Origin of the sequence: Bacillus sp. B15-48 (genome assembly GCF_016879755.1) — a bacterium.
GTDB lineage: Bacteria > Bacillota > Bacilli > Bacillales > Cytobacillaceae > Mesobacillus_B.
This window is the reverse complement of the sequence record NZ_WOFU01000001.1, coordinates 429,586-450,448: the sequence shown is the minus strand read 5'-3', so window position 1 is coordinate 450,448 and position 20,863 is coordinate 429,586. Positions and strand designations below refer to the sequence as shown.

Annotated in this window: 16 protein-coding genes; 14 read left to right on the top strand and 2 right to left on the bottom strand. The window is 38.5% G+C overall.

Annotation, left to right across the window (positions count from 1 at the left end):
* Positions 1-42 precede the first annotated feature (42 nt).
* A complete protein-coding gene (locus GNT69_RS02105) occupies positions 43-1,341 on the bottom strand; it encodes a PucR family transcriptional regulator (protein WP_203553287.1) in 1,299 nt (432 codons plus the stop codon).
* A gap of 347 nt (positions 1,342-1,688) precedes the next feature.
* Here GNT69_RS02105 and GNT69_RS02100 point away from each other — a divergent pair, with 347 nt between their 5' ends.
* The 14 genes from GNT69_RS02100 (at position 1,689) to GNT69_RS02035 (ending at position 18,841) form a co-directional block, all read left to right on the top strand.
* Positions 1,689-2,627, top strand: coding sequence for an L-lactate dehydrogenase (locus GNT69_RS02100; RefSeq protein WP_239094042.1), 939 nt, complete (start codon positions 1,689-1,691; stop codon positions 2,625-2,627).
* Between the two features lie 400 nt (positions 2,628-3,027).
* Positions 3,028-4,692: a urocanate hydratase gene (gene hutU / locus GNT69_RS02095; RefSeq protein ID WP_203553285.1), complete on the top strand. Its 1,665-nt coding sequence runs from the start codon at positions 3,028-3,030 to the stop codon at positions 4,690-4,692.
* Positions 4,689-5,957: an imidazolonepropionase gene (hutI, locus tag GNT69_RS02090; RefSeq protein ID WP_203553284.1), complete on the top strand. Its 1,269-nt coding sequence runs from the start codon at positions 4,689-4,691 to the stop codon at positions 5,955-5,957. Before hutU ends, hutI begins: the two co-directional genes overlap by 4 nt.
* Positions 5,954-6,958 (top strand): agmatinase family protein, encoded by a 1,005-nt coding sequence (locus GNT69_RS02085; RefSeq protein ID WP_203553283.1) that lies wholly within the window; start codon positions 5,954-5,956, stop codon positions 6,956-6,958. The genes hutI and GNT69_RS02085 overlap by 4 nt, the downstream gene beginning before the upstream one ends.
* A gap of 603 nt (positions 6,959-7,561) precedes the next feature.
* On the top strand, positions 7,562-7,768 hold the full coding sequence (locus GNT69_RS02080) for a twin-arginine translocase TatA/TatE family subunit (RefSeq protein ID WP_203553282.1): 207 nt from the start codon (positions 7,562-7,564) through the stop codon (positions 7,766-7,768).
* Between the two features lie 289 nt (positions 7,769-8,057).
* Positions 8,058-10,610 carry a molybdopterin-dependent oxidoreductase gene (locus GNT69_RS02075; protein ID WP_203553281.1) on the top strand — a complete coding sequence of 851 codons (2,553 nt, stop codon included), beginning with the start codon at positions 8,058-8,060 and terminating at the stop codon, positions 10,608-10,610.
* Between the two features lie 19 nt (positions 10,611-10,629).
* Positions 10,630-11,313, top strand: coding sequence for a 4Fe-4S dicluster domain-containing protein (locus GNT69_RS02070; RefSeq protein WP_203553280.1), 684 nt, complete (start codon positions 10,630-10,632; stop codon positions 11,311-11,313).
* Between the two features lie 39 nt (positions 11,314-11,352).
* The gene (locus GNT69_RS02065; RefSeq protein ID WP_203553279.1) at positions 11,353-11,985 is read left to right on the top strand and encodes a TorD/DmsD family molecular chaperone; all 633 of its coding nucleotides are present in this window, start codon (positions 11,353-11,355) and stop codon (positions 11,983-11,985) included.
* A gap of 19 nt (positions 11,986-12,004) precedes the next feature.
* On the top strand, positions 12,005-13,096 hold the full coding sequence (locus GNT69_RS02060) for a 4Fe-4S binding protein (protein WP_203553278.1): 1,092 nt from the start codon (positions 12,005-12,007) through the stop codon (positions 13,094-13,096).
* A gap of 36 nt (positions 13,097-13,132) precedes the next feature.
* Positions 13,133-14,275 (top strand): NrfD/PsrC family molybdoenzyme membrane anchor subunit, encoded by a 1,143-nt coding sequence (gene nrfD / locus GNT69_RS02055; RefSeq protein WP_203553277.1) that lies wholly within the window; start codon positions 13,133-13,135, stop codon positions 14,273-14,275.
* Between the two features lie 230 nt (positions 14,276-14,505).
* The gene (locus GNT69_RS02050) at positions 14,506-15,444 is read left to right on the top strand and encodes a phosphate/phosphite/phosphonate ABC transporter substrate-binding protein (RefSeq protein WP_203553276.1); all 939 of its coding nucleotides are present in this window, start codon (positions 14,506-14,508) and stop codon (positions 15,442-15,444) included.
* Positions 15,441-17,333 (top strand): histidine kinase, encoded by a 1,893-nt coding sequence (locus GNT69_RS02045; protein WP_203553275.1) that lies wholly within the window; start codon positions 15,441-15,443, stop codon positions 17,331-17,333. The genes GNT69_RS02050 and GNT69_RS02045 overlap by 4 nt, the downstream gene beginning before the upstream one ends.
* Positions 17,308-17,961 carry a response regulator transcription factor gene (locus tag GNT69_RS02040; RefSeq protein ID WP_203553274.1) on the top strand — a complete coding sequence of 218 codons (654 nt, stop codon included), beginning with the start codon at positions 17,308-17,310 and terminating at the stop codon, positions 17,959-17,961. The genes GNT69_RS02045 and GNT69_RS02040 overlap by 26 nt, the downstream gene beginning before the upstream one ends.
* Positions 17,962-18,319: 358 nt before the next feature.
* Positions 18,320-18,841: a type 1 glutamine amidotransferase domain-containing protein gene (locus tag GNT69_RS02035; protein WP_203553273.1), complete on the top strand. Its 522-nt coding sequence runs from the start codon at positions 18,320-18,322 to the stop codon at positions 18,839-18,841.
* A gap of 515 nt (positions 18,842-19,356) precedes the next feature.
* On the opposite strand, the gene GNT69_RS02030 is transcribed toward GNT69_RS02035, so the two are convergent.
* Positions 19,357-20,475, bottom strand: a complete 1,119-nt coding sequence (locus GNT69_RS02030) for an NADH-dependent flavin oxidoreductase (RefSeq protein WP_203553272.1) — start codon at positions 20,473-20,475, stop codon at positions 19,357-19,359.
* Between the last annotated feature and the right edge of the window lie 388 nt (positions 20,476-20,863).

Genomic DNA, 20,863 nt, shown 5'->3' with positions numbered 1-20,863 from the left:
TGTTCATTCATTTTTCATAAAAAAAACGTGATTTTGCCATAATCACGTTTGTTCACCCTTATCTTTATTCCCCTTTCCCCAAAAATCTTGGTGTTGTCGGGGGGAGGAGTGCATGGCCTGTTCCACATATCTCAATGTCATCGCAGCCATCAGTCTCCGAATCACTTCTTGCTGATTGATAACAACGCCGGTAATCTCTTCGATTTTGTCCAATCGATAGATGAGCGTGTTGCGGTGGATATGGAGTTTTGTTGCTGTCAGACTAATATTGTTTCCAAGAACTAAATAGGTTTTTAAAGTGTGATAGTAATCGGTGCCTTTTTTACGATCCATCTCAATCAGTCTTTCAAGCTCTGGAAGGGCATAGCCTATTTCACCGAGTTCTGCGACCGCATATGAAGAAATGATTTCTAAATAATAATCATCAAATGTGTACAGTTTTTTTTCAGGATGAATCTTTTGACCAATCTCTAGCGCCTTTTGCGCCCGTTTACGGAAATTCGACCGCACGCTCAAATCAGTAAACACTCCGCTCATCCCACAAAAACATTGATATTTCTCCATAAGCTGTCCAATGGTGTGGTTCATCTTTTGAGCACCATCAGTTGGAGCAAGATGGGCAATAAAAATATACAAATATTCGTCTGTATTTAAATAAAAGGCATCAGGAAATACATCCAATATCGCATTTCGTACATACTGAACCCAGGCATTGTTGCGGACGACCGAGGCAATCACAGCGATTTGGTAGCCTGGTCTTAGCAGGCTCATATCGGCAAAGGTTAGATTCCCTTTTTGTTCCTGGTCAGGCAGAAGGTCACGGAACAGTTCCCTCGCCAATACTTGATGAATCGGATCGGTGGTTCGTTGAACCGCACGTTGCTGCCGTTCCAATTCAATCGCCAGCGCTTTACAGAGAAGGTCATTGACTTCTAGGGCGATGAGCGCCTGTTCATGGTTGAAATAAGTGGTGGCACATAATCCTGCGGTATGGCCATTCACCCTAATCGCGGCTGAAGCTTGAGGAACTTCAATTAACCCCCAATCGACGATGATGGAATTTTCTTGTTTCTCAACGAAATCGATATATCCTAGCCGGTAATAGTCTCCTATAACGACTTCGGGTGGGACTACTTTTTTATTAATCATTTCGTCAAGGTGACGGCTGCCGGTCGTCTTATCATAGGAAGCGGCAATCACCTGAAATGAGAAATCGACGACATGAATTGGCATTTTCGTATAGGCAAACAAAGCATCGGTAATTGATTGTACCCCGTCGCCCTGTGCGAGCGCTTCAAATACAATTCGATAACAAGTGTCCAAGTCAATCTTTTTAGCCATACAGACTCACCTCATTATTGTATTATACCATTATGGAAAACCCACTAGACAGTGGTTCGTTAGTTTCAAGACCACATTTACATCTGTATAGCGAAAGGTTTGCCTTTATGTTTTCAGCGAAAAATAGATAGGCTCATCCACTCCGCTTATAATTGTGAACACTTTGTTAATTGATAACGTTCTCAATTATAAAAATCCCTCGTTACGACGCTAAATAGGAGGTAATTCATTTTTTGTTCACAATACTTGTGAAGTGTTTCACAAACTTATGGTATGATTTGAGTATACAAAACGACTAGTCGAATATAATTAAAAAATTATTTCATGAGTAAAGGAGAATTCATATGATGAATGCTGCAAAAGTGAATCGGGTTGTGTTAATTGGAACAGGTGCTGTAGGCTGCAGTTATGCCTATTCAATGATCAATCAAGGTGTTGCTGAAGAATTGGTTCTCATCGATGTTAATGAAGCGAAAGCTGAAGGAGAGACGATGGACTTAACTCATGGGATTCCATTTGCTCCTTCGCCAGTCAACGTTTGGAACGGCACTTATCAAGATTGTGGAAGTGCAGATTTAATCGTGATAGCGGCCGGCCTAGCGCAAAAACCAGGGGAAACTCGCCTCGACTTAGTTGAAAAAAATACTTTAATTTTTAAACAAATTATTAGAGAGGTGATGGACAGCGGGTTTGACGGCATCTTTTTAGTAGCAACCAATCCGGTCGATATTTTAACTCATGTAACTATGATTGAATCAGGGTTGCCAAAAGAGCGGGTGATCGGTTCAGGAACGGTGCTTGATACTGCGCGTCTTCGTATCGCTTTAGGAAAGCACTTTAATATTGATACAAGAAATGTCCATGCCTATATTATCGGTGAACATGGAGACACAGAGCTGCCGGTTTGGAGCCAAACTTCCATTGGTGTTGAAGCAATTGACACGATTTTAACGCGCAAAGGCGATGAAAACAGAAAATGTTTAGAAAAAATCTTCGTCGATGTCCGAGATGCAGCTTATGACATCATTGAACGAAAAGGAGCCACATACTACGGAATCGGAATGTCCCTTGTGCGGATTACTAAGGCGATATTAAATAATGAAAATAGCATTCTCACAGTATCTGCCTACTTGGATGGAGAATACGGACATCATGACGTATACATCGGAGTTCCCGCGATTATTAATCGCTCCGGGATTCGCGAAGTGATTGAAATGAAGCTGAATGAAAAGGAAAAAGAACAATTTAGTCATTCGGTGTCCGTTTTAAAAGCATTAAAAGTGTAGCGCCCCATGCCCTGAATTTCAGAGTGAAAAATACCACAGTCTTTCAGTGCTGTGGTGTTTTTTTGTACCCGCTGGACGAGGAGAGAGGTAAGAATATGGTTACGTAGTACAGTTTTAAGTGCCCGTTGTGCGCGGGAAGAGGCGGAATCAATCACATTAGCAAACCTCTACGCATCAAGCAAACTAGAAAAATTTCATAAAACCAAATATACAAAATGGTCCGCAAATCCCACAAATAAAACATCCCCAAATTTAAACAAGATTATTTTTCGCATCTATTACAGGATATGTAATGATAAAAGTCCAAAAAGAACCATATAGATGAACAAATAGTATTGGAAAACCGACGCATGAAGATATTTTCCTATTTTAAAATAATTCACCAAGGGGGAAAAATCGAATGAAACCAAAGATTAAAGCACCAACTGGTAACCAATTAACTTGTAAAGGCTGGACCCAGGAAGCGGCCATGCGAATGTTAATGAATAATTTAGATCCAGAAGTCGCTGAAAACCCAGACGAATTAGTCGTTTACGGCGGAATAGGCAAGGCTGCCCGTAATTGGGAGTCTTATCATAAAATAATCGATGTTTTAAAAGAATTGGAGGATGACGAAACATTATTAGTTCAATCTGGGAAACCAGTTGCGGTCTTTAAAACGCATGAACATAGCCCGCGTATATTGATTGCCAACTCAAATTTAGTGCCAGCATGGGCGAATTGGGATCATTTTTATGAACTCGAACAGAAAGACTTAATGATGTTCGGGCAAATGACGGCAGGAAGCTGGATTTACATCGGTGCTCAAGGAATTTTGCAAGGGACGTATTTAAGCTTTGTTGAGGCTGGAAAAAAAGTGTTTGGAACCGCAGATTTAACGGGGAAATTTATTTTAACTGGCGGAATGGGCGGCATGAGTGGTGCTCAGCCTTTGGCAGGGAAAATGGCCGGCGCCGTTATCTTGGTCGTCGAAGTCGATAAACGAAAAATCGAACGGAAAATGAAAGAGGGGTATTGTGATTACTTAGTAGAGGATTTAGATGAAGCGTTGAACTTAGTGAAAGATTTGCAAACTAAGGGAGAAGCCGCATCAATCGGTTTAGTCGGGAACTGTGCAGATGTTTATCGGGCGACTTATCAAAAAGGCATCATCCCAGATTTGGTAACGGATCAAACAAGTGCCCATGACCCGATAAATGGCTACGTTCCAAATGGCATGAGCTTAGGTGAGGCGTTTGAATTACGAGAAAAAGATCCGAAAAGCTATGAAAACAAAGCAAAAAAAGCAATGGCTGACCATGTAAAAGCAATGTTGGATTTCCAAGCTGCCGGTTCAGAAGTATTTGATTATGGAAACAATATTCGCGCCTATGCGAAAGAAATGGGCGTCGAAAATGCCTTTGATTTCCCAGGGTTTGTACCTGCCTATATCCGACCATTGTTTTGCGAGGGCAAAGGTCCATTCCGCTGGGTAGCATTATCAGGTGATCCTGAAGATATCTATAAAACAGATGAATTGGCGAAAGAAATGTTTAAAGAAGATCAAGGACTAGTCAATTGGTTGAACATGGCCCAAAAAATGGTGAAATGGCAAGGACTACCTGCGCGAATTTGTTGGTTAGGTTATGGAGACCGCCACCGCTTTGCGTTAAAAGTAAATGAAATGGTCGCTTCGGGTGAATTAAAGGCGCCGATTGTTTTTGGACGTGACCATCTTGATTCGGGATCAGTTGCTTCACCTAATCGCGAAACAGAGGGCATGAAAGATGGATCGGATGCCGTTTCCGATTGGCCAATTTTAAATGCGCTCGTCAATACTGCAGGTGGCGCAAGCTGGGTAAGTGTTCATCATGGCGGCGGTGTCGGAATCGGTTACTCACAGCACGCGGGCCAAGTGTTAGTAGCGGACGGAACGAAACTCGCAGAAGAAAAGATGAAACGAGTGCTTATTTCAGATCCAGGCATGGGTGTGGTCCGTCATGTTGATGCAGGCTACGACATCGCGATTAAAACGGCGAAAGAAAAAGGTATACAAATACCAATGCTCGGGGGGGAGGAAACTTGAGATTATTTATTCGCAACGCAAATGAACTGATTACCTTAAAAGGAAGTTCAAAAGCACCGTTAACAAAGATGGAAATGGGAAAACTTGAGATCATAAAAAATGGCAGTGTTTGGATTGAAAACGACCGGATTGTAAAAGTCGGGACCGATGAAGAACTAGCCGATATTTACCAGAACGAGCTTCCTGAAGCAAAAATCGTTGATGCTTCAGGAAAAGTTGTCATCCCTGGTCTTGTCGATTGCCACACCCATTTAGTTTTCGGAGGCAGCCGGGAAAATGAGTTTAATATGCGCTTAAATGGAGCCACTTATATGGAAATTATGGAGAGCGGCGGCGGAATCCACTCGACAACTAGAAGCACAAGGGAAGCAAGCTTTGAAGAGCTAGTTGATAAAAGTATGAAGCATTTAGATTCGTTTCTAAAACATGGGGTAACGACCGTTGAAGCGAAAAGTGGCTACGGGCTCGATTGGAAAACGGAAGAAAAGCAACTCTTGGTGGCAAAAGCTATAAATGAAAATCATAAAGTCGATGTTGTCAGCACCTTTATGGGCGCCCATGCAATTCCCGGTGAATATAAACGAGATTCAGAAAAGTACGTTGACTTAGTGATCAACGAAATGCTCCCGAAAGTAGTAGAAAAGAACTTAGCTGAATTTAATGATGTTTTTTGTGAAAAAGGAGTCTTTACCCCAGAGCAGTCAAAACGAATTTTACAAGCTGGAAAGGAGCTTGGGCTGCTTCCAAAAATTCACGCCGATGAAATTGAACCGTATGAAGGAGCGGAATTAGCAGCAGAACTTGGCGCAATTTCCGCCGAACATTTATTGGTTGCTTCAGATAAAGGAATTCAGCGGATGGCGGAACAAGGTGTGATTGCGGTGTTGCTTCCAGGGACGGCCTTTTTCCTTATGGCTGAGTCGGCAAGAGCGAGAAGGATGATTGATTCTGGCGTGCCAGTGGCGATTTCAACTGATTTTAATCCAGGGTCATCACCAACCATTTCATTACCGTTTATCATGAATTTAGCTTGTATGAAAATGGGTATGACCCCAGCAGAAGTAATTACGGCTGTGACGATTAATGCGGCCCATGCTTTGAATCGCGGCAACGAAATTGGCAGCATTGAAGAGAAGAAGCGAGCGGATCTTGTCGTATTGGATGTGCCAAATTATTTGCAGTTACAATATTTTTACGGCATGAATCATACACATACGGTGATAAAAAATGGCGAAGTAGTCTTAGAAAATGGGGTTTTGCTATGAGTATTTATAATAATGCTCCGATTAAGCCAGCTAAATTTTCATGGAGTCGCAACCAGAATATAGAGGATTTAAAAGTGAGTGACTGGGTACAGCCTGTCTGGGAAACGGAAGCGAACAAAAACACCGATTGGGACGTTGTCCTCATCGGAGCCCCTTTATCGCGTTCTTCGATTAGTGTCTCAGGTGCATCAGAGTTTCCAGATTATTTTCGCCGCTCCTGGGATAAATTTAGTACGTATAATATCGACGAGGATTTGGATTTGCGGGCTTTATCAATTGCTGATCTAGGCGATGTGATGATGCATTATACGGAAATTTTGCAATCTCATCGGAATATCCATGATGTCATGACGGAAGTATGTCGGCGCTTTCCAACCTCATTTCCGATTACAATCGGTGGCGATCATTCGATTACTGCGCAAACAGTGAAAGGCATGAAAGCTGCTTTTCCAGACAAAACAATCGGGATTTTGCAATTTGACACCCATCTTGATTTAAGGAGTACTGAGGAGCATGGTCCAACGAACGGCACCCCGATTCGGCAATTGTTAGAGGTTGGGGTGGTTAAAGGGCGGCATGTTCATAATCTTGGTTTACATGGATTTTTTAACGCCCCATCTTTAATAAAAGCGGCCAAGATATATGAGGTGCAATACATTCCATTAGGACATATTCGAAAACAAGGAATTAGAGAAACGGTCACCGCTTCACTTGAGAAGTTGCAGAAAGAAGTGGACTTGATTTACGTGACGGTTGATATCGATGTTTTAGATATTGCTTATGCACAAGGTGTTCCAGCATCAACACCTGGGGGAATGAGAACAGATGAGTTATTTGCTGCTCTATCTGAAGTGGGAAAATGTTCAGCAGTAAAGGCGATTGATTTCGTCTGCATTGACCCAACAAAAGATACACCAGCAATGGCAACCGTAAAAACGACAACCTATGCTGTTCTCACTTTCTTAACTTCCTATCTTCGTAGCAGAAAATTTAGTAGTTGATGATTAAATGAATATAAAATACACGATTTGTCGTGGTGTAATTTCATGAAAATGAGTTCAGTTTAATAGAGGAGGGCCGTAGCGGTTACTCCTCTTTGTTTAAGATCACTTTTTCATCAGTATAGCGAAAGGTTTGCCTTTATGTTTTCAGCGATAATAAAATAAGCTCATCGACTCCGCTTATAATTGTAAATGCATCGAAAGCGTTTGTAATATATGTGAAATGATTCACAAATTTATAGTGTGATTTGAATATACAAAACGACTAGTCGAATTTAATTGAAAAATTTACTTCATGAATAAAAGGATATTTCATATGATGAATGCTGCAACAGTAAATCGGGTTGTGTTAATTGGTACAGGTGCTGAAGGCTGCAGTTGTGCATATTCAGTACTAAGGCCAAGTCGCTTAGTGCTCTTTTTACTATTTTGTGTAGGGATTATTTCATTCAAAATTACGTTAAATCCCTACACGGATTACCTTTTTTTCTGATAGTTGATTTTAGCGTGAATATAAGAAAATGAAGTTGTGATAAAAATAAACATCTAATCCATCATTATTATGGAGTAATAAAATTTAAGGTATTAATAAGGAGGGGGAGTATGTTTTCAAATATTGGAATACCCGGCTTAATTCTCATTTTAGTCATCGCTTTAGTTATTTTTGGGCCAAAAAAATTACCAGAAATGGGGAAGGCAATTGGTGATACATTGAAGGAGTTTAAGAAATCTACTAGAGAGCTTACTCAAGAAGAGAATATAACCGAGCAAGAGAAAATTGATGAAAATTATAAGAAACATGAATTGTGATTAAGGCGCTTGAATTTTTTATCTATTATGTGAAAAAGTCCACTAACTACCGGAAAAAGAAACTAAAAGGAAATACAAAATATTCAAATTTTGGTAAGTTTCCTAGGCGTTTAGCTATGAATATCAACCATTAAGTTTTTAGTTTATAAAATAGGAAAGGCATGGGTTACTCATTTAAGAAGTTTAGAGAATCTACTAATGAAATACATTATAAATGAAGAAGGTACTCAAAAAGATTAAAAATAAAAGTCAAGTAAGAAGAGAAGAGATTAATATGGAGGTGTATCTTGTGAAGGTAAATCGTAGACATTTCTTAAAATTATCAGCAGCAAGTGGTCTTTTTGCAGTAGGTGCCAGTCAAACGAAGCCTGCTTTAAACGCTTTCACGAAAAAAACAGAGGCTTCTGCAACCAATGAACCTCAAGGTGAATGGATTGCAAGTACCTGTCAAGGGTGTACAGCATGGTGTGCCGTTCAAATTTATCGCGTTGACGGTCGAGCAACGAAAGTTAGGGGGAATCCTAATGCGAAAGCAAACCATGGTCACGCTTGTGTACGTTCTCACATAGCATTACAACAAGTATATGACCCGGATCGTGTTAAACAGCCAATGAAAAGAACCAACCCGAAAAAAGGAAGAGATGAAGATCCAGGATTTGTACCAATAAGTTGGGAAGAAGCAATGGATATCATTGCTGAAAAAATTATGGAACTTCGAGAAAATAATGAGACACATAAATTTTCTGTGTGGCGTGGTCGTTATACAGCAGTAAACTCAATTCTATACGATAGTTTACCAAAGATTATTGGAAGCCCTAACAATGTCTCTCACTCATCCATATGTGCAGAATCGGAGAAATTTGGAAGATATTACACCGAAAGATATTGGGGTTACGCAGATTATGATCATGAAAATGCATTTTATGAAATTTTATGGGGAGCAGATCCAATTGCTTCTAATCGCCAAGTACCACATACTGCAAGTATTTTTGGTAGATTTAAAGATCAAACAAGGATTGCTTGTATAGATCCGAGATTATCGACCACTGCTGCAAAAGCAGATGAATGGCTCCCTGTTATACCAGGAGAGGATGGAGCACTAGCAGTAGCTTTTGCTCACGTACTTTTGACTGAGGAGTTATGGTATAAACCGTTTGTAGGAGATTTCAAAGATGGGGTAAACCGTTTTAAGACTGGAAAGACAGTAAGTGAACAAGACTTTGAAGAAATACAAACATACGGGCTTGTAAAATGGTGGAACATTGCTCTTAAAGATGCTACACCTGAGTGGGCTGCGGAACGCACAGGCATTCCGGTAGAACAGATTTATCGCGTTGCAAGAGACTTTGGAAGAGCAGCTCCAAAAGCCATTTCTTTCTCTTCGCCAGGATCAAGTATGGTAGTGCGTGGTGGATATACGGCGATGGCCCAGGCAGCCTTAAATGCTTTAGTAGGGTCTGCGGACAATGAAGGAGGAGTTATTTGCGGTGGAGAAAGTGTTCCAGTTAACAGTTTCCCTAGTATCGATAATTACATTGACTCTATCGCTGAAAAAGGGAAAAGTATGCCGAGGGTAGACTACGGTGGTAGACTAGCGTATCCAGCCTTAAAAGACAGTAAATCTGGTGGAGTAAAGCTTACCAACACAATAGCCGATTCGATTTTATCCGAAGATCCTTACCAATTAAAAGTAGTTTTAAGCTATTGGACCAATTTTAACTTTAGTAATCAAGGGACAGACCGTTGGGATGAAGCTCTTGCGAAATTACCATTTATGGTTCACATGACAGTTAACCCGGCGGAACAAACACATTTTGCAGATATTGTATTGCCATGTGCACATCATATGTTTGAAGCATTAGGAGCTGTAAGGGGAAGTAACGGTAATTTGTACCGTCACCTTCATATGCAAAATGAAATCATTAAATCTCCTTTTGATGTGAAAATTGATGAGACAGAAATCTCATGGATGCTTGCAGAAGCATTAGAAAGAAAAGGATTCTCTAATTTAATCGACTATTATAGAACTGAATTTACCGACCCGGAAACTGGTAAGAAACCTGAAAACGGCTTGGAGTTTAATGAAATAGCTGTGAAAATGTATACTCAACCACTTTGGGATCCTTCTGTTGAAAAAGAAGGTGACAGAATAAACGGCTGGGAAGAGCTGAAGCAAATTGGTACTTGGAACTCTATTCCATATCGTTTCCGCCAAAAATGGGATGGAAACTGGGGAACCGTAACAGGGAATTTCGAGTTTTATAGTGAAACCCTGAAAGACGCATTACAGCAGCACGCCGATAAACATAATGCCACTATCGATGATGTGATGGAAGCGGCTCTGCAGACAGAACGGGGCGAGTTTGCTTTTGTTCCTCACTACGAACCAGCTTACCGTGTTGGAGATGAATCTGAATATCCATTTATTTTCACAGAGCATCGTTCTAAATTAAATCGAGAAGCAAGATCTGCAAACTGTTCTTGGTATCAAGAATTTAAAGATGTCGACCCGGGTGACGAAGCGTGGGATGATGTGGTGAAAATAAATCCAATTGATGCGAAGAAGCTTGGAGTTGTCAATGGAGATATGGTTAAGTTAACAACCTTAACAGGAACAATTACGGTTAAAGTAAAACTTTGGGAAGGTACTCGTCCTGGAATTGTATCTAAGTGTTATGGTCAAGGGCACTGGGCCTACGGACATATCGCATCTTTAGATAGGAAAAAGCAAATAGCCCGCGGAGGCAACAATAATACAATTTTAGCACCAGTTCATGAAGCGATGAGCGGAAGCGGTGCAAGACATGGTGGACAATCTCGAGTAAAAATAGAAAAAGTATAAAATTACGGAGGTGACAATAATGGCTAAAAATTATGCAATGACGATTGATTTGCAGGCTTGTATTGGTTGTGCAGCCTGTTCCATCTCATGTAAAAGTGAAAATAATACAGATACAGGAATGAACTGGTCTCACCATATTATCAATGAATCGGGGACTTTCCCTAATACAAAATATGAGTATATTCCAACGTTATGTAATCACTGTGATAATGCACCATGTGTAAAAGCATGTCCAGTAAAGGCAATGTATAAAGATGAAAACGGGTTAACTTTACATGATGCAGATAAGTGTATTGGATGTAAAAGTTGTATGGCCTCTTGTCCTTACGGTGTTATTTGTTTCAATAAAAAAGACCCTCACCAATATTGGAACGAGGAAGAAGCCTGGAGTGAGATGTCTGCAACGCCTGCTGAGATTAAGAAAGCAACAGGTGCTCCAGTGCCTTATTATAACCCTGAAAGAGCGTATAACTATGAAGCAGTTCGCTACCGGGGAATTGTAGAAAAATGTCAGATGTGTGATCATCGTTTAGCACGTGGTGAGCAACCATACTGTGTAAGTCGTTGTCCAGCGGAAGCAAGATATGTAGGGGATTTAAATGATCCTAATGACCGCATTCATGAGTTACTAAGACATGACCATAAAGCCTTGCGAGAAGACCTTGGGACAAAACCAAAAGTATTCTATTTACGAAGTTTCTAATCGTAATTTTTAAGCTAACTAAAGAGGAGTGGCAACGGTATGGGAGAAAATTTAGGAGTATTTCAGCATAAAGCAAACCTATACAAATGTTTATCAGAACTATATAACAAACCAAGTGATCGTTTGCTATCTTTTTTTGAACCATTAAAAAGTAGTTTAGTAGCTCTTTATCCTGACCTTGTCACATTATCGGAAAAGTTAGAGGAAGAGTTTAATAACTTGTACACCTTAGACAAGGAATTAACTAATTTAACAGTGGAACACGCTAAATTGTTTATAGGGCCTTTCGATGTATTGGCTCCACCTTATAGTTCTATTTATTTAGAAAGTGGTCGACAGCTGCAAGGTGAGTCCACCACATATGCGGAAAAAATCTATCACGAAGCAGGCATTGCCATCTCGGAAGGTTTTAAGGATGTTCCTGATCATATTAAAGTAGAATTGGAATTTGTATATTATCTCTACTATCAATATGTGGAGACAAATGAGGTATCACATCTTCATATTTTGACTAAGTTCATTCACACACATTTAAGTAAGTGGGTTATGCCTTTTAAAGAACAATTATTAGGAAGAGCAAATCTCGACTTTTATCGTACTCTTGGTGAGTTAACCGCAAATGTTGTTATGGCAGAGAGAGAAGAATTAAAAGCTAAGCCAACAATTAATTAAAGAAGGAGGGGGTAGGGACATGTGGCAAAATTTTTTAATGAAAAGAATTATAGATAAAAGTTTTGTTCGCTTAGATGAGTCCCGCTGTTTGAAAAATCGCAGTAAATATTCTCACTGCTCAAATTGTGTTGATATTTGCCCCCAACATGCTTTAAAGGTTTCTGATGAAAAATTGATATTTGAGAGTGATAAGTGTTCCGATTGTAAACTTTGTATTCATCAGTGTCCGACAGAAGCTTTAAACTATGAGTTCGAACAACTTCATAAATACGAAAAGCAAATTAAGAGCTGTGAAGCAGTTTGTTTTACTTGTGAGGAACAAAAGGAGAGCAATAATGTATCAGAAGTAATCCTACCTTGTATGTCATCTCTCCTGCCTGAGATGTTAATGATTGCAGACCTTTATGAAAAGAACACTCAAATATTTTATGATGAACATAAATGTCAATCTTGTAAGCAAAATAAAAATTTTGATGGCAACTTAGAGTGGGTGAATGACTGGAATAACCTCAGTTGTTTAAAGACGAAGGTTGAAATGATTAGTAAAAAGGAACAAAAGGTATCTGCAAAAAGGAAATTATCGAGAAGAGAACTGTTTTCTTACACAAATGAAAAGAAAAATCAAATAGCTCTGTTCCTTTTTGATTCTTTTAATCCTTCAATTACCTTGAAAAACAAACTGCAACTCCCAGAAAGGCGAGAATATTTTTCCGCTTTTTTAAAGAAAAGAAAGTTACAAGGTGCCGTTCCGTGCAATTTAAGAGAAAAGCTTAGTGTAGCGAATGTTAAAGTAGAAAGTGATTGTCATTTATGTCAGAAATGTTCTACCATATGCCCGACTGGCGCTCTGAAATTAGCAGAAACGAAAGAAAGTAAATCTTTAGTTTTTCAGACCGAACGGTGCATTGATTGTGATTTATGTACTAATTTCTGCTCTAAAATAACAAAAAAACAAATAAATTTTGAAGACCTTACAACGGAGATTATTCTTCAGGAACAAAGCTTGAATGAGTGTCCAAAGTGTGGAGAACAAAAGTTAGAAACGGAGCATTTTTGTGAAGAGTGCCAATTAAGGGAAATGAGAAAAAAATTGCTGCTCCATAATCTATGAAAACGATACATGTATCACATTTAAGGAGGGAATCACATGGTCGTCAATTTACCGAAAAAAATATTAGCCATTATTTTAGTGGCAGTTGCTACTATGGGCATTGGGATCTTCAGTATGGTAAATACGTTGGTTCAGGGTCAAGTCGTTTTTGGTTCAACAGATCAAGTGCCTTGGAATTTATTGATTGTCGCTTATGTCTTTTTAGCTTTAGCTGCCAGTGGGATGTGTTTAGTCTCAACATTTGGGCATGCATTAGGGTTCGAGAGGTTTGAAATAATCAGTAAACGCTCTCTATATTTAGCAATTTCAGTTATCATTCCAGCTTTATTAATATTGACCATGGATCTAGGCAGACTGGATCGAGTATTTTATTTTATTACTTCGCCAAATTTACAAGCTCCTATGTGGTGGATGGGAGCCACTTATGGAATTTATTTAGTTGTATTGTTGTTTGAGTTTTATTCCGTACAGACGGGAAATGAAAAAGCTGTAAAAATTTCTTCCTATGTTACTCTTTGTGGGGCAGTAGCAGCAACGAGTATATTAGGTGGGATCTTTGCCACGGTATTTACAAGACCACTTTGGTTTGGTGGTGCCTTACCATTATTCTTTGTCCTTTCTGCATTAATAACGGGGATGGCCACCATATTAATTGCTACTATATTAACCTATAAAATTACGAAAGAATCAATGAGTTACAGACTAAAAGAAATATTAAGCTATACTGGAAAGGCGATGGCCATTCTTTTAGCGGTTGCATTAGGGTTTCATTTATGGCGTTTGATCACATTATTTTACGTAGGGGCCGATAGTTTTGGCATTGTACTAAATGGTTTATATTCAACGGTATTCTGGGGTGTCGTTATTACCCTCGGGTTAATTATTCCCCTATTTATACTGATGAGAAATAGAACACCAATGAAACTTGTCATCGCAGCATCTCTAGTGCTCATTGGTATGTTCGTCGACAAGTATATTACAGTTATTGGTGGGCAACTCGTTCAACCATATGGAGAAGTGGCAACCTATACAGGTACTTTTGCTGAGTGGTCACTGATACTCGGTGGTATAGCTGGATCCATTCTAATTTATATGTTTGGTGTTAAGATGTTTAATCTTGATGCTCACACCCATGAAGACCCTAAAGTAATAGAAGCAAAGCCAGCAAAAATTAGCTAGAGATGAATTAAAATAAATTATAGAATTAATGAAGCTGTTAATCCACATTAACAGCTTTTTTGTATTTGAAAAAAGTTTTTTTGTAATTATTCAACACTTTGTTGACATTTTAATAGGTTTCCCTAAATATCCTCATACATTGTGTATAATTGAACATAGTACCTTAAGCTCTTTTAATATCAATCCAAGAGCTAAATGATATTTTTACTTTATATTCTGTGGTACGAGGAGTGATTATTATAAAAAAGTTTGTTTTTATATTGATATCAATCTTTTTATTAATAGCTTGTGATACAAAACCAGAACAACCGTATATCTCTTTACTTGAAACGATGGATAGTATGGATGTTGAAACGAAACAAACTACAGAATCAACAGATGTCATTGATTCCATCCGTGTAGCATTCGCTTCAGTGGTATCTCCAGAGGAAACTAAATATAAATATGACTTACTTCTAAATTATTTAGAAGATAATCTAGGTAAGCCAATCACAAGGATACAAAAACAAACTTATGAGGAAGTTAATGAACTTCTTAAAGATGGGAAAGTAGATTTAGCTTTTATTTGCTCCCTTTCTTATGTTATCGGTACAAGTGAAGGGTACATGGAGGATATTGCCACCACCATTATTGGTGGTAAAGATGTTTATCAATCGTATGTTATCACTCATAAAAACAGTGAATATGAAACATTAGAAGATTTAAAAGGAAAAACATTTGCATTTGTAGATTCATATTCTTATACAGGAAGATTAGCATTACTTGAAATGTTAGATAAACGAAATTACACTAAGGAAGGTTTTTTTGAAGAAACTTTTTACACATATAGTCACGATTACTCAGTAAAGGCTGTTGCTAGAGGTGCTGTTGATGCAGCAACTGTAGATGGTATAACTTTTGATATGCTTATAGAAATAGAAAATGAAGATGCAATGCAACTTAGAATTATAGAAAAGGGCCCTTGGGCAGGATCACCTCCAGTAGTTGTTTCCCATAAAATTGACCCCCATCTAAAAACAGAGATTCAAAAGATCTTTTTACAATTAAAGGACGATCCAGTTGGGCAGAATATTTTAAGGGAGTTATTAATTGAAGCATACGTACCTATTAATCGAGAAAACTATCAACCAATTAGAGACGCCTTACATTTAATGGAGGATTCGTCGTGAAAAAGAGAAGAAAACTACTAGATTTTTTTTCGAGCGTTTCCATACACAGCAAAATTTATGGCATGGTGTTCGCTGTCATCATTTTAGTAACGATAAATAGCCTATTCAGTATCCGTCATTCCATTACAGAAACCCTATCTAAACAGTTAGACGATCGGGTTAGTTCAATTGGAAGTGATGTGGCAGCTAAAAGCAGTGATCTATTGTTAACGAATAATATTTATGCGCTACAAAAGCTTGTGAACGATACAAAAAGTAATAATAATGACATTGAATATGTTTTTATTTTAAATGAGCGGGGTAGACCGATTGTTCATACGTATGGTCAAGAGAAAATTAGTAAAGAGTTAAAGGGAATTAACCAAGCAAAAGAAGAGGCTGTTAATTTAGTGATGTTTGATTCTGAAAAAGGAACGATTCGTGATGTTGCTGTACCAATTGGCAGGGAATTCTTTGGAACAGCACGTGTGGGACTTAGGGAGGATTCATTAAAACAGGCAATAAACGATGTGACCACACAAATGTTTAGTACCATGTTTATTGGACTGGTTTTGTCTTTTTTAATAGTCCATGGATTAACAAGTGTAATTACTTTACCTATTACGAAATTAGTAAATTCAACAAAGCGTGTATCAAAGGGTGACTTCACCTCACGAATTAATAATTTTCCAAATGATGAAATAGGGAAACTAACTCGTTCCTTTAATACGATGTTGGATGATTTAGAAAAAGAAAGAAATACAAAGGAAAAATATTTTAATGAAATTGTTACACAAAATCGTGAGTTAACTTTATTGAATAGTATTCCCGCAAATATTACTTCTATGGAAGAATTGAAAATAGAACTTCGGAAACTAATAAAACATATCGTTCAGGAACTTTCGTTAAATAGTGCTTTTATTCATATAAGATTGTCAAACAAAGTGGAAATCATTTCTGAGTTTAAAGAAAAATGTTTAATCGAAAGGAACTTTGATGGAGATGAGCAACGCTGTGTTTGTGAATCAAACGAAATGAAAATTAATAATAGTTTTCCCTTATTTATAAAGGAAGATTATTGCGGTAAAGTCCAAATTTGTAATTCGAAAACATTGGATCCATACACGGTAAAAATATTGAAATCCATTAGTAATCAACTTTCTGTAACTTTTGAAAATATTCAACTCTGGGAAGAAGTAAAAAATAAAGAAAAAATACGTCAGAAGTTATTAGAAAAGATTATGTCTGTTCAGGAGGAAGAAAGAAAGCGTATCGCTCGGGAGCTGCATGATGAAACAAGTCATTCCTTATCTTCTATGCTATTAGGTTTAAAGGTGTTGCAAGAAGCTTCCACAGATGAGGCAAGGGAGGAGCAAATTAGAAAGCTTAGGAAATTAACACAAGCTACGATAGAAGAAGTTCATGATTTAGCTTGGCAATTACGCCCAAGTATTCTAGATAAATTTGGTTTAAAAGTAGCTATTGAGCGGTACCTGGAAGAGTTTAGGAACAAATACCCTGTAGAACTTGATTTAATTATTAATGGCATTGATACGATCCGCCTACGCCCAGAAATTGAAACGGCTATTTTCCGGATAGTGCAAGAGTCTTTGACGAATATATTAAAGTACGCCAATGCTTCCTCCGTTAGCGTTATTATCGTAAAGAATCAACATTTGATATCTGTCATGGTGGAAGATGATGGTGTGGGATTTCTTGTAGACGAAGTGTTAAATAAAGAACCATCTAAATATAACTTAGGTTTAAGGGGAATGCAGGAGAGAATTAGCTTATTAGGGGGCACCTTTAATATAGAAGCTGCGCCCCATGAAGGTACATCTATTATGGTGAAAATACCATTAAATGAAGTGGGAGGGGAATTCCATGACCGTAAAAATCATGTTAGTTGATGATCATCCTGTTTTTCGCTCCGGCTTGAAATCGATTATTCTTGCAGAGGAAGGTTTTAAAGTAGTTGCAGAAGCAGATAACGGTGTGAGTGCCATTGAATTAGCCGTTGCTACAACGCCTGACATCATTATTATGGATATAAATATGCCCAGAAAAGACGGGATTGAAGCAACGAAAGAAATTAAAAAGGTGATACCGGATATTAAAATCTTAATTTTGACCATGTATTCGGATGAGGCTTATTTAAAAGAAGGATTACACGCAGGGGCATCTGGATACGTATTAAAACGGGCGGTGGATATGGAGCTTATTTTTGCGATTCAAATGGTAATAAAAGGGGAGCACTATATATACCCCACTTTAGTACCTCGATTGTACAAACAAAATACGCCGGAAGCTTCGATTGTAGTAAAGAGAGAAGAAATTTCTCTCAGTGAGAGGGAAAAGGAAGTGTTGAAATATATTGCTTTAGGTTATACACAAAAAGAGGTTTCTACGGAGCTTTATATAAGTATTAAAACAGTGGATACGTATAAAACAAGAGTTATGGATAAGCTCGGAACAAAAAAGAAGTCTGACCTTGTAAGATATGCATTAAAGCACGATATTATATCAAGCCATGGATAAGATAAAAAGGGAAAATGGTACCGGGTTTCCTTATTCCGAACCATTAAAGGTGAGTAAACATTTACGATTCTATAATGATAGAAATATATTTTTACGAATCAGCTTTTGCTAAGGTAAAAGTTGGCTTTGTGTAGCTAAACCCTAAATCAAGCTGGGAATTTCGTTGAATAGATTCAAAGAAGCAAGTTGGGTTTTTCAAGATATAGGTGGAATCAAGGGAAAAAAACTCTAAAAGGCATTAAAAATTGCCCAACCTCATTGCTTCATTCCACCCGTAGGTTTAGTTTTCACTATCACTAGGTTATAATCAAATCGATGCCTATCAATGTAAATCTTAAATGAGAAAGGATCGGTTTGATTGCGATTAAAAGGAAAAAGAATTATTAGTCTTGTTCATCATGATTTTGAAGACTTAGAGCTTTGGTATCCAATTTTACGGCTTCGTGAGGAAGGGGCGATTGTTGACCTTGCTGGTGAAGAAGCGAAGGAAAAGTATATTGGAAAATATGGCGTTCCAGCTGAATCTGACTTAGCATATCGAGAAGTGAAGGCAGAGGATTATGATGCTATCCTCGTCCCAGGTGGCTGGGCCCCGGATAAAATTCGCCGTTTCCCAGAAGTTCTATCTTTAGTACAAAAAATGGATGAGGATAAAAAGCCAATTGGGCAAATTTGTCATGCTGGCTGGGTGCTCATTTCCGCCAAAATCCTTGAGGGAAAAAAGGTGACAAGTACACCTGGCATTAAAGATGATATGGAGAATGCTGGCGCGATTTGGTTTGATGAGCCGGTTGTAACAGATGGACATTTAGTATCAAGTCGTCGCCCGCCAGATTTACCTGACTATTTACGCGAATTTATTCGAGTTTTGGAATCGTAAGTACTTCTTCGTCGATTTTGTAATCAAACGGGTTAGTGTAGTGCGACGCCCAAAAATCACCTTGCTTGACACGAAATAAAAGAAAAAAAGAAAAGGAGAGCTCCCGAGTTTTTCATTTGCTTCGGGTGACTCTCCGTTATTATTTTATATCTTTAGCTATCTTCTTTAAATAAGCAGGGATGTAATTTTTGCTTTGGCATTGTTGGCAATAGATTACCTCAACACCTTGTTTGGAGATATAATGCTGCAATATATAGGGTGTAATCTCCGTTGGACATCCACAACTTGTACAAAACAATAAATATTTGTATTTCATCTTCCTACCACCCCTTTTGAAGTGCTAGTGCATAAAACCCTTTTCTAATATAATTATACACGATAAACATGAAAAGTTGAATTAATTTACGGAATATTCCACAAAATAAAAATTGAAAGAGCTCCTATAAAAAGAAAAAATGACTTCCAAACGGAAACACAATGTTTCGTTTGGGGGTCATTTTTCACTTGAAAGTTCATTAATCTTCGATTGGGAACCATCCTGGCGTGTTGAGAATGATTTGCCATAAACGGTCAGGGATGACAAGTTGTGCTTGAGCGTCTTTTTTCAGCTTTGTAACAATTTCAAACTCTTTCCCTTGTCTTACTTTTTCCACCCAATCAGGGTCAATAATCAGCTCTCGTCCAATCGCAATCAGTTCTACTCCCGTTTGCATCGCATTTAGTGCATCATCTGGGGTGTAGATTGAGCCGACACCAATCACGGGAACACTTTCACCAACTCTCTCTTGAATGATTTCCATACGGGAACGAGAGTCTTCCATGCCGCGTCTCGGTTTGGACCAGTATTCACCTAAGGAAATATGGAGATAATCAAGCTGTTTCTTTGCTAAAGCATCAATTAAGACAAGGGTATCTGCCATCGTAATTCCTGGTGTATAAGCTTCCTCGGGTGAAAATCGATAGCCAATGAGGAAGGGTTCTTTCGCATGCTCAGCTACGACTTTTTTGACTTCATCAACAACCGCGAGTGGAAAAGCCAATCGTTTTTCTAAGCTGCCACCCCATTGGTCATCCCGTCGGTTGGAATGGGGTGAAAAGAACTGCTGAACTAAATACCCGTTCGCACCATGGATTTCGACTCCATCAAATCCAGCTTCAATCGCTCTCCGGACAGACTCGCCAAAATCGCGAATAAACGATTGAATTTCTGGTTCTGTCAACGGACGAGGAACTGGACCTTGTTCTGCAGGAACAGCGCTGGCGCTGACAATTTCTCCATTTGGCACTAACTCTGGAGGACACATTCTGCCGCCATGAAAAATTTGTAGGACTGCTTTTGCACCTTGTTCTTTTATAGTAGAGGCTAGTCGGCGCAAGCTTGGGATCAAGTCATCTCGGTCACTGCCAAATTCCCCATGAAACCCTTTCCCATTTGCTGTCACATACGCACAAGCTGTAATCACCATTCCAACTCCATTTGAGCGTCGGCGATAATAGGCAATTTCATCATCAGAAACAGTCCCATCCGCATTACCAGAAAAATTGGTCATCGGTGCCATCACAATCCGATTATCCAACTTAATTCCACTTCTGAACGTAATGGACTTAAAAAGTGGTTCATATTTTGTATTCATCTTTCTCACCTCGTAACAGCTACGCCCCAATCCCTGCTTCTTATTTTGTCCTTGTTTAAGGGGCATAGTGAATAATTGATTATTGCATGGAATCTACAACTCCATTCATGATAAACTTTTCCCTGAAAATTATCCAAAAAAATGATCGTACTGTACAAAAGGATCGTTTAATTTACAGTTTATCCACACATCGTTCATAAATAGCTAAAACAAATACAATATATGGCAAACTCATGAAAGATGAACGGCGGTGAGTTTTATCATATTATTTGACTTATTCATACTAGTAAAATAGTAATATAGGGATTTTTTTATTCTTATTTTATGAATAGGGTTAGTATTCTAGTAAAAAAACACCTTCCCATAGGCTAGAATGAGGTAAAAAGTA

Bases quoted from the DNA above. Each gene is read 5' to 3' on its own strand.
- GNT69_RS02105 (WP_203553287.1), bottom strand. From the start codon at position 1,341: ATGGCTAAAAAGATTGACTTGGACACTTGTTATCGAATTGTATTTGAA.
- GNT69_RS02100 (WP_239094042.1), top strand. From the start codon at position 1,689: ATGAATGCTGCAAAAGTGAATCGGGTTGTGTTAATTGGAACAGGTGCT.
- hutU (WP_203553285.1), top strand. From the start codon at position 3,028: ATGAAACCAAAGATTAAAGCACCAACTGGTAACCAATTAACTTGTAAA.
- GNT69_RS02085 (WP_203553283.1), top strand. From the start codon at position 5,954: ATGAGTATTTATAATAATGCTCCGATTAAGCCAGCTAAATTTTCATGG.
- GNT69_RS02080 (WP_203553282.1), top strand. From the start codon at position 7,562: ATGTTTTCAAATATTGGAATACCCGGCTTAATTCTCATTTTAGTCATC.
- GNT69_RS02070 (WP_203553280.1), top strand. From the start codon at position 10,630: ATGGCTAAAAATTATGCAATGACGATTGATTTGCAGGCTTGTATTGGT.
- GNT69_RS02065 (WP_203553279.1), top strand. From the start codon at position 11,353: ATGGGAGAAAATTTAGGAGTATTTCAGCATAAAGCAAACCTATACAAA.
- GNT69_RS02060 (WP_203553278.1), top strand. From the start codon at position 12,005: ATGTGGCAAAATTTTTTAATGAAAAGAATTATAGATAAAAGTTTTGTT.
- nrfD (WP_203553277.1), top strand. From the start codon at position 13,133: ATGGTCGTCAATTTACCGAAAAAAATATTAGCCATTATTTTAGTGGCA.
- GNT69_RS02040 (WP_203553274.1), top strand. From the start codon at position 17,308: ATGACCGTAAAAATCATGTTAGTTGATGATCATCCTGTTTTTCGCTCC.
- GNT69_RS02030 (WP_203553272.1), bottom strand. From the start codon at position 20,475: ATGAATACAAAATATGAACCACTTTTTAAGTCCATTACGTTCAGAAGT.